This is a genomic window from Cypionkella sp. TWP1-2-1b2, assembly GCF_049896245.1.
Lineage (GTDB): Bacteria > Pseudomonadota > Alphaproteobacteria > Rhodobacterales > Rhodobacteraceae > Cypionkella.
In genome coordinates this window covers 42,443-55,877 of record NZ_JAFCTX010000008.1, presented here as the reverse complement: position 1 = coordinate 55,877, position 13,435 = coordinate 42,443, and the positions used below count along the sequence as shown (strand labels likewise).

Genomic DNA, 13,435 nt, shown 5'->3' with positions numbered 1-13,435 from the left:
CATTGCTTCGGAAGGATCACACCATCAAACCGTGAAATCAAATACCTAGAACCAGACAGCGGCAGCAGCGGTCGCGTGGTGGCTTGATGCCACCCAAGACCGCCGCTGGTGCTAGGTCACTCCGCTGCCAGTCCCGGCATGCGTTGCAGTGGCTTGTCGTTTTGCCCGGCTTCCAACGCTGCAATCCGGGCTTCCAGCACTTCTGGCGATGCGGGTTCAAATTCCACCTCTTTCGGGCTGATGATACCCCGGAACGCCCGGGCGATCAGGCGGGAGAGATCGTCCATGATCAGGTAGAACGACGGCACCACCACAAGGCTGAGCACGGTTGACACGATGATGCCGCCGATCACGGCTGTGGCCATCGGCGCGCGGAAAGCACCGCCTTCGCCTACACCCAAAGCCGAGGGCAGCATGCCTGCGGACATCGCGATTGAGGTCATCACAATCGGCTGCGCCCGCTTATGCCCAGCCTCGATGATCGCTTCCAAGCGGCCAAGTCCCTGTTTGCGCATTTCTATGACGAAATCCACCAGCAGGATGGCGTTTTTGGTCACGATCCCCATCAGCATCAGGATACCGATCAGCACCGGCATCGACAAAGCCGAATTGGTCAGGATCAGCGCCGCCGCCACGCCACCAATCGCCAAGGGTAGCGACAGCAGGATGGTAAAGGGCTGGATCACCGATTTGAACAGCAGGATCAACACGGTCAGCACCAGCATCAGCCCCATCAGCATTGCCTTGCCAAAGCTTGCAAACAGCTCGGTCTGCACTTCGGCATCGGCGGATTCTTTCACCACCACACCGGTAGGCAGCTTGGTGGCCTTGACGATCTCGGCCAACCGCGTGCTGGCGGTGCCAAGGGCCACGCCAACCGGAAGCGACGCCCCAATCGTTGCCTGCCGCTGGCGGTTCAGCCGTTTCACCACCGAGGGGCCTTCGCCGATCACGATATCGGCCACCGCCGACAAGGGCACCGTCGCGCCGGTGTTGGTGGTCAGTTTGGTCGCCGCGATGCGGTTCATATCTTCGCGTGACGCATTGGCCAGTTGCACGCGGATCGGGATCAGGCGGTTGTCGATGGCGAGGTTGGCCAAGGACACATCCAGATCGCCAATCGTCGCCACCCGCACGGTGGTGGCAATGTCTTGCGTGGTGATGCCGAGTCGGGCGGCTTCTTCGGCACGCGGAGTGATCTGCACCTCGGGCCGCGGCAAGGCACCTTCGGAACTGACTTCGGCGAGCAAAGGTTCGGTGCGCAGTGCCCCTTCCAGCGCCGAGGTCGCGGTGTTCAGATCGGCCTCGGAATTGGCCAGAATCGAGTAAGCAAGGTCGCGCTCGCCGCGGTCATTCAGTTTGAAGGCGCGAATGTCGGGGACAGAGGCGAGGCTGTCGAAAATCTCGGCCTCAATGACGTTTTGCGGCACAGAGCGGCCGTGGTTTTCCACCTCTGGCACCAGCATCCCCAGCAGCGGAATCCGCCGCCCGAGTTGCGACAGCTTCAACAGCAGGCTTTGATCGAGTTTCACCAAAGTCACCGTCACCGAGGCCCGACGTACGTCGAGATCGCCTTTCGGCGACGAGCCCCCGATGACAAACACGTTTTCCACCCATGGCACATCCTTGATGTGGTCGCGAATTTCGGCGGTGGTTTTATCGGTTTCCGCCAAGGTCGAGCCCGGCGGCAGTTCGACCGAGATCGAAATCCGGCTGACATCCTCGGGGGGCAGGAACGAGCCCGGCACTTGCACCATGAAATAGATCGACACGATCAGCACGCCAATCGCGGTCAGCATGGTGAAGTAATAGGCCGGAATACGGCGGAACTTGCCGCTGCGGTTTTTCGGCAGCATCGGCAACGGCAACCCGGTTTGCGTGGTCGCTGTCACCAGTCGCAGATAGTTGCGCATGAACCAGCCGTCTTGCTGGCCTTCATGGTGGCCGACATTGGCGTCTTTGGCGCTCATCAGATACGCCGCCATCATCGGGGTGATCAGGCGGGCGACCAACAGCGAGAACGCCACGGCGATGGCCACCGTCAGGCCAAATTGCCGGAAATACTGCCCCGGAATCCCACCCATGAACGACACTGGCACGAACACCGCAATGATTGTGGCGGTGGTCGCCATCACAGCCAAACCGATCTCGTCTGCGGCTTCAATCGCGGCGCGGTAGGGGGTTTTGCCCATCCGAATGTGTCGGGCGATATTCTCAATTTCCACAATCGCATCGTCAACCAAGATGCCCGTCGCCAAGGTCACCGCCAAGAACGACACCAAGTTCAGCGAGAAGCCCAGCATATCCATCGCCCAGAACGTCGGCACCGCCGACAAGGGCAGCGCCACGGCGGTGATCAAAGTTGCGCGCCAGTTACGCAGGAACGCCAGCACCACCAGCACCGCCAGCAAAGCGCCCTCAAACAAAGTGCTCAGTGCGGATTCGTAGTTGCCATAGGTGTAGAACACCGTCTCATCGACCAGCTTGATACCCACATTCGGGTGATCGTTACGGATTTGGTCCAAGGTCTGGTTGACAGTTTCCGCGACTGATACTTCAGATGCCCCTTTGGCGCGGAACACCGAGAAGGTCACAACCTGTTCGCCATTCAGCCGCGAAAAGCTGCGCAACTCTTTATAGCTGTCTTGCACCTCGCCCAAATCGGCCAGCCGCACATGCCGCCCCGAGGGCAGCGCAATCGTGGTGCCTGCCAGCCCCTGCACGGTGCCCGCATCGCCCAAGGTGCGGATAGCCTGTTCGCCCGCGCCGATTTCCGAACGGCCAGAGCCGAGGTTGGTGTTGGTCGCGCGGATCTGTGCGTTCACCGAGGCCGCCGAGATGCCAAAGCTGTTCAGCTTGACCGGGTCCAGCGCCACCATAATCTCACGATCCGCGCCGCCAAAGCGGTCAATCCGGCCCACGCCGGGGCGGCCCTGAAGCCCACGCACCACCACATCATCAACGAACCACGAGACTTCCTCGATGGTCATGTCGGGGGCGGAAACTGCAAAGGTCATGATCGCGTTGCCTTCAACGTCGATCTTGGTGATTTTCGGGGTGTCCACGGCGGCGGGCAGCTTGCCGCGCACCCGGTCCACAGCGTCTTTCACATCCTGCAAGGCTTTGTCAGTTGGCACTTCGATACGGAATTCAACCGCCGAGGTGGATTGGCCATCGACGACCGTAGAGGTGATGTTCTTCACCCCGGTGATACCCGCCACCGCGTCTTCGATGATCTTGGTGACTTGGGTTTCCATCTCGGCGGGGGCGGTGCCCGCTTGGGTGACGGTGACGGCAATCACCGGCACGTCGATGTTCGGAAATCGGGTGATTGGCAGCGCATTAAACGACTGCCAGCCCAGCACCATCAGGATGAAGAACGCAAGGATCGGGGCCAGCGGATTGCGGATCGACCAGGCTGAAAAGTTCATTGCCGCGCCCTCAGTTGGTATCGGCGGCGACCGCAGCCACCACCGGGTTGATATGATCGCCGTCGCGCACGAAAGCGCCCGCCTTGGTCACCACCTCGTCGCCCACCTTCAGCCCGTCCAGCACTTCGATCCAGCCGCCATCGCGCACGCCTGCGGTGATCATACGCTGCGACACCACAGCGCCTTCCACCAGCATCACCGAAGTTTTGCCGCCCGAAGATTTCACCGCAGTGATCGGCACCGCAGTTGCATCGCCTTCATGCACCAGAATACTGGCCTCGACATACATGCCGGGGCGCACGGCTGATGCGTCGTCAATCGCAATCCGCACCCGGCCCAGACGCGTCACCGCATCAATACTCGGTTCCACCAGAGAAATCTTACCGGTCAAAGTTTTCACCATGCCCACCAGCCGCAGATCAGCGGTTTGCCCCACCACCAGCCGGGTCAGATCGCCCTCGGCGACATCTGCGCGCAATTCCAAAGCACCATCGCGCATAAGGGTGAACATCGGCTGACCCGCAGCCGAAGCAATCGCCCCCAGTTGCGCATTGCGCGCGGTGATCTCACCTGCGAAAGGCGCTGTCACTTCGGTGCGCGCCAGTTGCAGATCGACATTGGCCAGTTGCGCCTCGACCAAGGTTTGCTGCGCCTTTGCGGCCTCCAGCGATTGCACCGCCACCGAAACCTGCGCTTGCGCCGAAACTGATCCTGCAAGCGCGGTATCTGCCGCCGCTTGGCTGGCCGAGCCTTGGGTTTTCAGCTTTGTCGTGCGGTCCGAAGTGCGCTGCGCCTCAGCGGCTGACGAGTTTGCCGCAATCACCTGCGCTTGCGCTTGGGCGATCTGGGCTTTGGCAGCGGCCAAGGATGCCGCAAGCTGGGCCTTTTGCAGATCAAGCGTCGAGGTTGACAGCTGCGCCAGCACTTGCCCTGCGCTGACCTTATCGCCGACATCGGCCAGCAAGGCCTCAATCGGTTGGCCCTCAATCAACGGGGCAACTTGAATGATTTCCTGCGGGGCCACCAGCCCCGAAGCCAGCACCACATCGCGCAGGTGCCGGGTTTCCACCGCCGAGACCGTGATCGCGGGCAGCACTTGCGCAGTGGCTGCAGGGGACTCAGAGGTTGCGGCCTCGGCGCTTTCGGCGAGCATCGGGGTGGCCGTGACAGCTTGCATCGCCAGAAAAATCACAACACTGCGGAAGATAAACATCGGATTAGCCTTTCGCGCCGCTGGCGGCAACTTCGTCTAGGGTTTGGTCGATAATACGCAAGATCAATGTGTTCAGATCATTGCGCAGCGTTTCATCTTGTTGCGGCATCATCGCCGAGGATTTCACCAGCATCACGATCAGCGCCGCATGGGCGGCGAAACGTTGCCGGGATTGTTCGAGGCTCAGACCCGTGGCTGCAGCAAAAGCCTGCATCAAGTAGTCTGCAATGGTGGTTTCCATATGGCCGCAGGCAATGCCAATTTCAGGCTTGCGCAAAGCGGTCGCGGTGATTTCGGCCCAGAGCATGCCGTCATGATTGCATTGGTGCTCTACCAGTTTAATGCGCACCCGTTGCCGCATCGTTGCAATCGGATCGTCCGAGGCGAAAACCGGTTCGAAGTCTCGGGCCATTTCCTCAAGATCAAGCGCAATCAACGCCTGTACGATGGCGGCTTTCGACGGAAAATAACGGTAGAAATTGCCAACGCTCATCCCTGCCGCGCGGGCAAGGTCTTGCATCGAGGCTCCGTCAAAGCCCTTTTCGGCAAAAGCCTGCCGGGCCGCGGCCAAAATCCCGGCCACGCGTGCATCTGCAGGTGTTTCGGTGCTTTGCAGCATCAGGGTATCACATCTTTCAGAATGAACGTTCATTCATTATCATTGCTGCGCCTGCACGGTCAAGATGAATCACAGGTGCACGATGAAATCTCGTCCGGCGTGGGCTTGCCACCCATCTGCGGCTTAAGTTGCGCGCAGGCTTTGGGGCGTGTATCAGGCACAAAACCATTGCGGGGGATATAGATGCGCCGGGTTGTCATTACGGGTCTGGGAATGGTCACGCCGCTGGCTTGCGGTGTCGAGGAAACGTGGAGCCGCCTGCTCGCTGGTCAATCCGGGGCAGGGCCGATCACTCGCTTTGATCCTTCCGGCGTGGTGACGCAATATGCCTGCGAGATCCCCTATGGCGACGGCACCGATGGCACCTTTAACCCCGATCACTGGATGGAGCCGAAAGACCGCCGTAAGGTCGATGATTTCATCCTCTATGGCATGACCGCCGCCGTGCAAGCGGTGCGGGATTCCGGATGGGAACCCGTGACCGATGAAGACCGCGAACGCACCGGCGTGATGATCGGCTCTGGCATCGGCGGGCTGACCTCAATCGCTGAAACCGCGGTCTTGATCAAAGAAAAAGGCGCCCGCCGCGTCTCGCCGTTCTTCATCCCCGGCGCGCTGATCAACCTGATCTCCGGCCAAGTCTCCATCCGCTTCGGTTTCAAAGGCCCGAACCATGCGGTTGTAACGGCCTGTTCCACTGGCGCGCACGCCATCGGTGACGCCGCCCGACTGATCCAATGGGGCGACGCCGATGTGATGCTGGCAGGTGGTGCCGAAGCGCCGATTTCCGAGATCGGCATCGCGGGCTTCAACGCCTGCAAAGCCCTGTCCACCAAACGCGCCGACGACCCGACCAAAGCCAGCCGCCCCTATGACGCCGACCGCGACGGCTTTGTGATGGGCGAAGGCGCAGGCGTGGTGGTGCTGGAGGAATACCAACACGCCAAAGCCCGCGGTGCCAAAATCTACGCCGAAGTCCTCGGCTACGGTATGTCCGGCGACGCCCACCACATCACCGCCCCCTCGGAAGACGGCGAAGGCGGCTTCCGCAGCATGAAAATGGCGCTGAAGCGGGCCAACTTGGACCCCTCCGCCATCGACTACATCAACGCCCACGGCACCTCGACCATGGCCGACACCATTGAGTTGGGCGCAGTCGAACGCATGATGGGCGATGCGGCCAACAAAGCCACGATGTCCTCGACCAAATCCTCCATCGGGCACCTTCTCGGTGCTGCTGGCGCGGTGGAAGCCATCTTCTGCGTCCTCGCCATCCGCGATCAGGTAGCACCCCCCACCATCAATCTCGACACCCCCGCCGTCGCCTCAAAACTTGACCTCGCCCCGAACCACGCCGTTAAACGCACCATCAACATCGCCCTCTCCAACTCCTTCGGCTTCGGCGGCACCAACGCCAGCTTGATCATCGGCAAGGTCGCCAACTGATGTGGCGCTCTATCGCCTCCAACGCGCTGACCTTATTCATCGTGGTGCTGATCCTCGCCTTCGGCCTGATCGCTTGGGGGCGGCAAGCCTTCACCGGGCCGGGGCCGCTGGCGCAAGCCATCTGCTTTAAGGTCGATAAAGGTGCCAGCCTGTCGCAAGTCAGCCGGGGTCTTGAAGCCGAGGGAGCTGTATCAGATGCCCGCATCTTCCGCATCGGTGCCGACTATTCGCAGGCGGCTAAAGATCTGAAATTCGGCTCTTATCTGCTGCAACCGCAATCCTCCATGGGCGAAGTCCTTACTGCCCTCACCGCAGGCGGCCAATCCACCTGTGGCCGCGAAGTCAACTTCCGCATCTCGGTCGCCACCGCCGAAGTGATCCTGCGCGAGCTTGACCCCGCCACCAACCGCTATGTCGAGGTCGCCAAATTCGACCCCGCCAAGGATGCCGCCCCCACCGCCTATCTCGACGCAGCACAGGCCCCCGACATCCGCTGGCGCATTACCTTGGCCGAGGGTGTGACCTCATGGCAGGTCGTCGATGCCCTGAAACGCGCCGATTTCCTTGAGGGCGCCATCGACAAACTGCCGCCCGAAGGCACGCTCTCGCCCGACAGTTATGAGGTTGAAAAGGGCTTTGACCGCGCCACTTTGGTCGCCGATATGGAGGCCCGCCAAGCCAAAACCCTGGCTGAACTCTGGGCCACCCGCGCCGAAGGTCTGCCCTATAAGACCCCGGAAGAAGCCCTGGTGATGGCCTCGATTGTCGAGAAAGAAACCGGCATCCCCGAGGAGCGTAAACAGGTGGCTTCGGTGTTCATCAACCGTCTGGCCAAGGGCATGAAGCTGCAAACCGACCCGACGGTGATCTATGGCGTGACCAAAGGCGAGGGCGTCTTGGGCCGTGGCCTGCGCCAATCCGAGCTGAAACGCGAAACCCCGTGGAACACCTATGTCATCGACGGCCTGCCGCCGACCCCGATCGCCAACCCGGGCCGCCTGAGCATCGAGGCCGCCCTGAACCCCGACACCACGCCGTATTTGTATTTCGTGGCGGATGGTTCTGGTGGCCATGCCTTCGCCGAGACACTGGCGCAGCACAACGAAAACGTCACCAAATGGCGCGCGATAGAGGCCGCAAAGGGCGAAGAAGCGGCGGTTGGGGTGCAGGAGTAGGGGGACGGTTTGCCTGAGCGGTTTATCTTTCGTCAGGTGTATCTGGCAGACATAGCTACGTTCTTGTTGGATGGTGTGAGGTGCGCGCGAAAAATCACGCAGTCCGACAGCCCTGCCATCAAGCGTCATATCAGGAAATCGTTGATCGACGGGGAACACAGGCGTTTCCAATGCCTTGCGGCGGTGTCGTGAATGACTATGTGCCATTTTACTTTTCACCGATCACGGCATTTACCTATGCGATCTATTTCGGAAATGTATCGTTGACGGCACCCGATGGAACTCCGCTCGGTAAAGCTACCGAGGATGACAGAGTTTTTCTGGTGGCAAGACCACACAGCTGCGAATAAGCAGGGCTCACATGTTGTTTCAGCGATTATGCACTCAACTCGCTTGCACCGATGCCGAAGCTGGAAACTGACCTTTCGCGGCTTGAAAATCATGTCCATTGGGATGTTTTTGATGAAGTACCGCTTGCCGCGAAGATACCTGAAGTGGGTTATGGCGGCGTCTGCAAATACTTCATGAACGCAGCAACTCCGCCAGCACGCCAGACTCGCAGCCAAAAGCGGATGGCAGAGTTTCTGGTGCGGGATGCAGTTCCGTTGGGTTTGATCGACTGTATCATTGCCAAGACGGACTAAGTCGCGGATAAGCTAAGGCAGATGATGCACGCTTCGGCGTGGAACATCCCAATCCATGTAAAGCGCGGTTGTTACTTCGGATGACCTTAGTATTCAAAAATGGAGATATGTTTTCAGAGCCAGTCGAGGCTTTGGTTAACACGGTCAACTGCGTTGGCGTGATGGGTAAGGGTGTGGCGCTTGAAGTGAAAAAACGCTGGCCCGAAAATTATCGCGCATACAAAAAGCTGTGTGATGCCCAAGGACTGCGTCCGGGAAAGATGTTTGTTTTCGATACTCGTCGGCTATTCACCGCCGATGGCCCAAGATACATCATCAACTTCCCCACGAAGGATCACTGGCGTGGCAAATCCAAGCTTTCCTTTGTTTCGGAGGGTCTTGATGCTTTTGTCGATGCCATCCGCCAGCATGGCATCAAATCGGTCGCATTGCCGCCACTAGGTTGCGGCAATGGTGGCTTAGATTGGGCTGATGTGCGCGAACTGATCACGGCGAAACTTTCGCAACTGGATGGCGTGAAGATTGTAGTATTCCCGCCCAAAGATGCCGTTGATGAGCCCGAATATGTCAACGCTGCGCTGCCTATGACATATGGGCGTGCTGTTCTTCTGAAAGCTCTTGGGGATATGGAAACCTATTTCAGTGGCGCATTCGATCGGATTTCCTTGCAGAAAATTGCATATTTTTTGCAAATGCTTGGCGTGAAGCTGAATCTTGAGTTTTCCCGTGATCTGCATGGACCTTACTCGGAAGCCCTTCGAAAGGCCTATGTTACTCTAGAGAAGAACAAAATGATCAGCGGTTTTGCGACGGGAAATCGTCAGGCGCATGTGACTCCGGCGGGGTATGCTGCTGCGGATGAGTTTTTATCCAAACAATCCGTCGAGAGTGATGTAATTATCGAGCGTTTGGATAGGCTTATCCAAGGCTACGAAAATCCATATGGACTAGAACTACTGTCCTCAGTCCATTGGCTGGCTGTTCACGAGAACCATTATCCTGTGGATCGGATTGTTGAGGCACTACAGTCGTGGAGCGAGACCAAGCGAAATTCATTTTCCGAAGATGCCATTCGGGTTGCATATGCAAGATTGGTAGAGGATGAACTGATAAGTCCCCCAGCAATGCCAGAAACAGTGCAATGATTTAAGATTGCGACGGCCTTTCGAGTTGTGATCTACACCCCAAACCTTAAAAATCCCTTAACGTCACCACCCCATCCCCTTGATATCAAACACATAAAAAAGGTCCCGAGTTGGGACCGGCCCCGGAACCCCTCGCAACCCCAGCGATTTCTTGACACATCGCGGGCGGGGGCCTAGCCTTTCTGCATTGTATTCTCAAAGGCTTTGCCATGGTCGGATTTCCCGCAGCCCGTATCACGGACATGCACACCTGCCCGATGTGTCTGGGGGCGCCGTTCCCGATCATCCCGCCCGCGATGATCACCGTTCTGGTGGGCGGCCTCCCCGCCGCCCGGATGACCGACCTGTGTGCCTGCCTCATCCCCGCCTTGGTGCCGATCCCGTCGGTCGATCCTATTGCTTTTGGCTCGCCCACCGTGTTGATCGGCAAACTCCCCGCCGCCCGCCAGTTCGACCCGACGATGAAGGGGGGTGCGATCATCCTCGGCCTGCCCACCGTGCTGATCGGCATCGTGGCCACGCCTGCTCCGGGTGAACCCGGCGCGCTGAATATCTGGGAGGAGGTGCTGCCCGATGGCACCACCGTCACCCATGTCGGACCCAACATCACCATCGTGGGGACCAAAGCCTATCGGGATGCGGTGGTGCTGGATTTGAAGCGGCTGGATTGCACACCGACCGGGCATGACCTGTTGAACAGCCTGAACGCGCCGGGCAAGGGGCCGGTGAAGATCGTGGCGACGACGGGGGGCAACAGCGTCAACGGCACCGGGCCGGGGGCGAATTTGAAGCCGGATGGCACGCCGGGGACGGGGTCGGGCAGCACGCTGAACTATAACCCGGATAAAACCCAGATCGGTGACGGATCGAAGCCCTATATGACGCGGCCGCCTGCGGTGGGGCTGGGGCATGAGTTGGTGCATTGCGAGCAGGCGCAGAACGGCGGCTGGAGTGGCAATAAGACCGGCGGGGTGGAGAATGATGAGTTGGCGGCGGTGGGCCTGCCGCCCTATCAGAACAACCCGCATACCGAGAACAAGATCCGCTCGGAACTGGGCCAACCGCCCCGGACGGCTTACTAGATGCGCGGGCTGGCCTTGATGATTGGGCTGGCACCGATTGGACTGATCATGACAATGGGTGCCGAGGCACAGGAGCAGGTGATGGGTGTGGTAAGCGACGGCGATATCAGTGTCAGCGTGATGTGGGAGACGGCGGACTCGGGGGTGGTCGGGCACTACCGGGTGAGCAACGGTGGGGTAGCTGCGGTCTATGTGTTTGATCGGCTGTATCGGACAACGGTGACCGGGTTTCGCACGGTGGACCCAGATTATGCCTGGCATTGGCTGGAGGGCGATGGGGTGTTCCGGGTGGCGAAATTTGTGCCGCAAGTGCCCAGCGGTGAGAAGGTGGAAAGCCCGGAAGTCGCCTATGCGCGGGTTTTGGCTGCGGGCGGGGTGTTGGAGGGCAGGGTGTTGCTGGCAGGGCGGTTGGATCAGGATTTGCCTTATGGCGGCGCACCGCCACTGGCTGCGGTGGACAAGATCACCTCCATCGTGTTTTCAGTGGGGTATGCCGAGGTTGATCCGCAGGTTGAGGCCAATGCGATCAAGGCGGGGGATGAGGTGGTGCTGTCGCTGCCGTATTCCTGGCTGATCGCACAGCAGCGGATTGTCAGTGCTGAGCCGTTTGCGGCAGCGGTGCCGATGCAGAGGTAGTGTTGCGTCGGGTGGCCAAGAGCCTGCGGCGGGAGTATTTCACCGACAGCAAATTGGGTTTTCTGCGAAGGCAAAGTGCTTTCCCAGCGGGGAAAGACTTGTGATTTCAGGGCAATTTTGTGGCGTTTTGAACAAGATGTTGTGGTTTGGCTGCGAAGTGAGGGGCGCGACGTGTTGGAGGCCGCGATTTATGCAGCTTTGGCGTCCCGATTTTGGCGGCTCTGCGCATGCCGAAAGTTAACGGATGGTAAAGCGAAAGTTCTGTAAGCGTTTGATATAAAATGGTTTAACTTGACTCTGCGCCCGCTCTGATCTATAGATTTTGACATGCTGGATGAAGTGTCTGAACGGCCAAGGGGGCAACCCTTTGGGCCGTTTTTTCATTTTTCGCATGCGGTGGCAGCATGAGAGGCGGGCAAAACGAGCATGACCATAAATTTCTCCCTCGGAGAACAGCCGCCAAGCGATCTGCTGGCGGGCGCAGAGCAACTTTATCAATCCACGATCTCGGATTTGCTGCGCGCGGTGAACGCGCTGAAGGCGGGCGAGTTTGAGGCCTCTAAGGCGACACCACAAACGGTGCGCGATTTGAAGCTGGCGTTGGATTTGGTCCATACAGAAAGGGGACGCGTTGAAAAACTTCGCAAACAAGTTGCCGGGGCTGTCGGAACCGGCACCCTCGATTTACACGCCGCACGCGATGAGATCGGGGGCCGATTGGCTTGCCTCCGCGACGCCGCTGGAAGTTGAGGAATTTCTCGATGGTTTGAGCGAGAACGCATTGCTGGCACTGCCGTGGATGTTTGAATTCTGGGCTTTGCCGCATCAGTTGCCGCCTGCGGGCGCGGGGAAAACCTGGGTGATCATGGGCGGGCGTGGCGCGGGGAAAACCCGTGCCGGGTCGGAGTGGGTGCGGGCGGAAGTCGAAGGGGCGGGGCCCACGGATTCGGGCCGGTCGCGTCGGGTGGCGCTGGTGGGCGAAACCGTGGATCAGGTGATTGCGGTGATGATCGAGGGCGAGAGCGGGATTTTGGCTTGCTCGCCGCCTGATCGGCGGCCGGAATGGCAGGCGACGAAAAAGCAACTGGTCTGGCCGAATGGCGCGATTGCGCAGGTGTTTTCAGCGCATGATCCAAACTCGTTGCGCGGGCCGCAGTTTGATGCGGCTTGGGTGGACGAGTTGGCGAAATGGCCGAAAGCCGAGGATGCTTGGGATCAGTTGCAGTTTGGACTGCGTTTGGGCGAGAACCCGCGGCAGGTCGTGACGACGACGCCGCAGAATGTCGGCGTGTTGAAGGACATTCTGAAAAACCCCTCAACCGTGATGACCCATGCGCCGACCGAGGCGAACCGGGCGTATCTGGCGGCCTCGTTCCTTGAGGAGGTGCGGGTGCGCTATGCGGGCACCACGAAAGGCGCGCAGGAGTTGGACGGGTTGTTGATCGAGGATGCCGAGGGGGCGTTGTGGACGACGGCAATGTTGGAGGCGGGGCGGATTTCGGAAGTTCCGCGTTTGCAGCGGATTGTCGTGGCGGTGGACCCGCCGGTGACGGGCCACGGCAAGTCGGATGAATGTGGCATTGTCGTGGTGGGCGCGATCACGGAAGGGCCGACGCAGGATTGGCAGGCGGTGGTGTTGGCGGATTGCTCGGTGAAGGGGGCCTCGCCTGACCAATGGGCACGGGCTGCGATTGCGGCGATGGATCGGTTTGGTGCGGATCGCTTGGTGGCGGAAGTCAACCAGGGCGGCGATCTGGTGGAAAAGGTGATCCGGCAGGTTGACCCTTTGGTGCCGTATCGGGCGGTGCGGGCGTCGAAAGGCAAGACGGCGCGGGCGGAGCCGGTTTCGGCTTTATACGAACAGGGCCGGGTTTCGCATGTGCGGGGGTTGGCGGCTTTGGAGGCGCAGATGTTGCAGATGACGCGGCATGGCTATGTCGGCAAAGGCTCGCCTGACCGGGTGGATGCGTTGGTCTGGGCGCTGACGGATTTGATTGTGGAGCCGGCCGAGACGTATCGGCGGCCGCAGGTGCGCGGGATTTAG

At 59.7% G+C, this 13,435-nt stretch carries 10 protein-coding genes and 1 pseudogene; 8 read left to right on the top strand and 3 right to left on the bottom strand.

Annotated features, from left to right (window positions below):
- Positions 1-116: 116 nt before the first annotated feature.
- The 3 genes from ACP7AP_RS07145 to ACP7AP_RS07135 form a co-directional block, all read right to left on the bottom strand.
- A complete protein-coding gene (locus ACP7AP_RS07145) occupies positions 117-3,431 on the bottom strand; it encodes an efflux RND transporter permease subunit (RefSeq protein WP_426033515.1) in 3,315 nt (1,104 codons plus the stop codon).
- 10 nt (positions 3,432-3,441) lie between these two features.
- Positions 3,442-4,584 carry an efflux RND transporter periplasmic adaptor subunit gene (locus ACP7AP_RS07140; protein WP_426033615.1) on the bottom strand — a complete coding sequence of 381 codons (1,143 nt, stop codon included), beginning with the start codon at positions 4,582-4,584 and terminating at the stop codon, positions 3,442-3,444.
- A 64-nt stretch (positions 4,585-4,648) separates the two neighbouring features.
- Positions 4,649-5,296, bottom strand: coding sequence for a TetR/AcrR family transcriptional regulator (locus ACP7AP_RS07135; RefSeq protein ID WP_426033514.1), 648 nt, complete (start codon positions 5,294-5,296; stop codon positions 4,649-4,651).
- 150 nt (positions 5,297-5,446) lie between these two features.
- Between ACP7AP_RS07135 and fabF the strand changes: the two genes are divergently transcribed.
- The 8 genes and pseudogenes from fabF to ACP7AP_RS07095 all read left to right on the top strand — a co-directional run bounded on the left by fabF (position 5,447) and on the right by ACP7AP_RS07095 (position 13,435).
- On the top strand, positions 5,447-6,709 hold the full coding sequence (fabF, locus tag ACP7AP_RS07130) for a beta-ketoacyl-ACP synthase II (protein ID WP_426033513.1): 1,263 nt from the start codon (positions 5,447-5,449) through the stop codon (positions 6,707-6,709).
- Entirely contained in the window at positions 6,709-7,884 is a 1,176-nt protein-coding gene (gene mltG, locus ACP7AP_RS07125) for an endolytic transglycosylase MltG (RefSeq protein ID WP_426033512.1), read from the top strand. Before fabF ends, mltG begins: the two co-directional genes overlap by 1 nt.
- Before the next feature lie 80 nt (positions 7,885-7,964).
- Positions 7,965-8,528, top strand: a pseudogene (locus ACP7AP_RS07120) (DarT ssDNA thymidine ADP-ribosyltransferase family protein).
- A gap of 38 nt (positions 8,529-8,566) precedes the next feature.
- Positions 8,567-9,673 (top strand): type II toxin-antitoxin system antitoxin DNA ADP-ribosyl glycohydrolase DarG, encoded by a 1,107-nt coding sequence (gene darG / locus ACP7AP_RS07115; protein WP_426033511.1) that lies wholly within the window; start codon positions 8,567-8,569, stop codon positions 9,671-9,673.
- Between the two features lie 209 nt (positions 9,674-9,882).
- Positions 9,883-10,755 (top strand): M91 family zinc metallopeptidase, encoded by an 873-nt coding sequence (locus ACP7AP_RS07110; RefSeq protein ID WP_426033510.1) that lies wholly within the window; start codon positions 9,883-9,885, stop codon positions 10,753-10,755.
- Positions 10,756-11,391 carry a hypothetical protein gene (locus tag ACP7AP_RS07105; protein ID WP_426033509.1) on the top strand — a complete coding sequence of 212 codons (636 nt, stop codon included), beginning with the start codon at positions 10,756-10,758 and terminating at the stop codon, positions 11,389-11,391.
- 426 nt (positions 11,392-11,817) lie between these two features.
- The gene (locus ACP7AP_RS07100) at positions 11,818-12,141 is read left to right on the top strand and encodes a hypothetical protein (RefSeq protein ID WP_426033508.1); all 324 of its coding nucleotides are present in this window, start codon (positions 11,818-11,820) and stop codon (positions 12,139-12,141) included.
- Entirely contained in the window at positions 12,092-13,435 is a 1,344-nt protein-coding gene (locus ACP7AP_RS07095) for a DNA-packaging protein (protein ID WP_426033507.1), read from the top strand. Before ACP7AP_RS07100 ends, ACP7AP_RS07095 begins: the two co-directional genes overlap by 50 nt.

What these genes read in the sequence shown, in the direction of transcription:
- ACP7AP_RS07110 (WP_426033510.1), top strand. Translation starts at nt 9,883, where the DNA reads ATGGTCGGATTTCCCGCAGCCCGTATCACGGACATGCACACCTGCCCG.
- ACP7AP_RS07100 (WP_426033508.1), top strand. Translation starts at nt 11,818, where the DNA reads ATGACCATAAATTTCTCCCTCGGAGAACAGCCGCCAAGCGATCTGCTG.
- ACP7AP_RS07140 (WP_426033615.1), bottom strand. Translation starts at nt 4,584, where the DNA reads ATGCTCGCCGAAAGCGCCGAGGCCGCAACCTCTGAGTCCCCTGCAGCC.
- ACP7AP_RS07095 (WP_426033507.1), top strand. Translation starts at nt 12,092, where the DNA reads ATGAGATCGGGGGCCGATTGGCTTGCCTCCGCGACGCCGCTGGAAGTT.
- ACP7AP_RS07135 (WP_426033514.1), bottom strand. Translation starts at nt 5,296, where the DNA reads ATGAACGTTCATTCTGAAAGATGTGATACCCTGATGCTGCAAAGCACC.
- ACP7AP_RS07105 (WP_426033509.1), top strand. Translation starts at nt 10,756, where the DNA reads ATGCGCGGGCTGGCCTTGATGATTGGGCTGGCACCGATTGGACTGATC.
- ACP7AP_RS07145 (WP_426033515.1), bottom strand. Translation starts at nt 3,431, where the DNA reads ATGAACTTTTCAGCCTGGTCGATCCGCAATCCGCTGGCCCCGATCCTT.
- mltG (WP_426033512.1), top strand. Translation starts at nt 6,709, where the DNA reads ATGTGGCGCTCTATCGCCTCCAACGCGCTGACCTTATTCATCGTGGTG.
- fabF (WP_426033513.1), top strand. Translation starts at nt 5,447, where the DNA reads ATGCGCCGGGTTGTCATTACGGGTCTGGGAATGGTCACGCCGCTGGCT.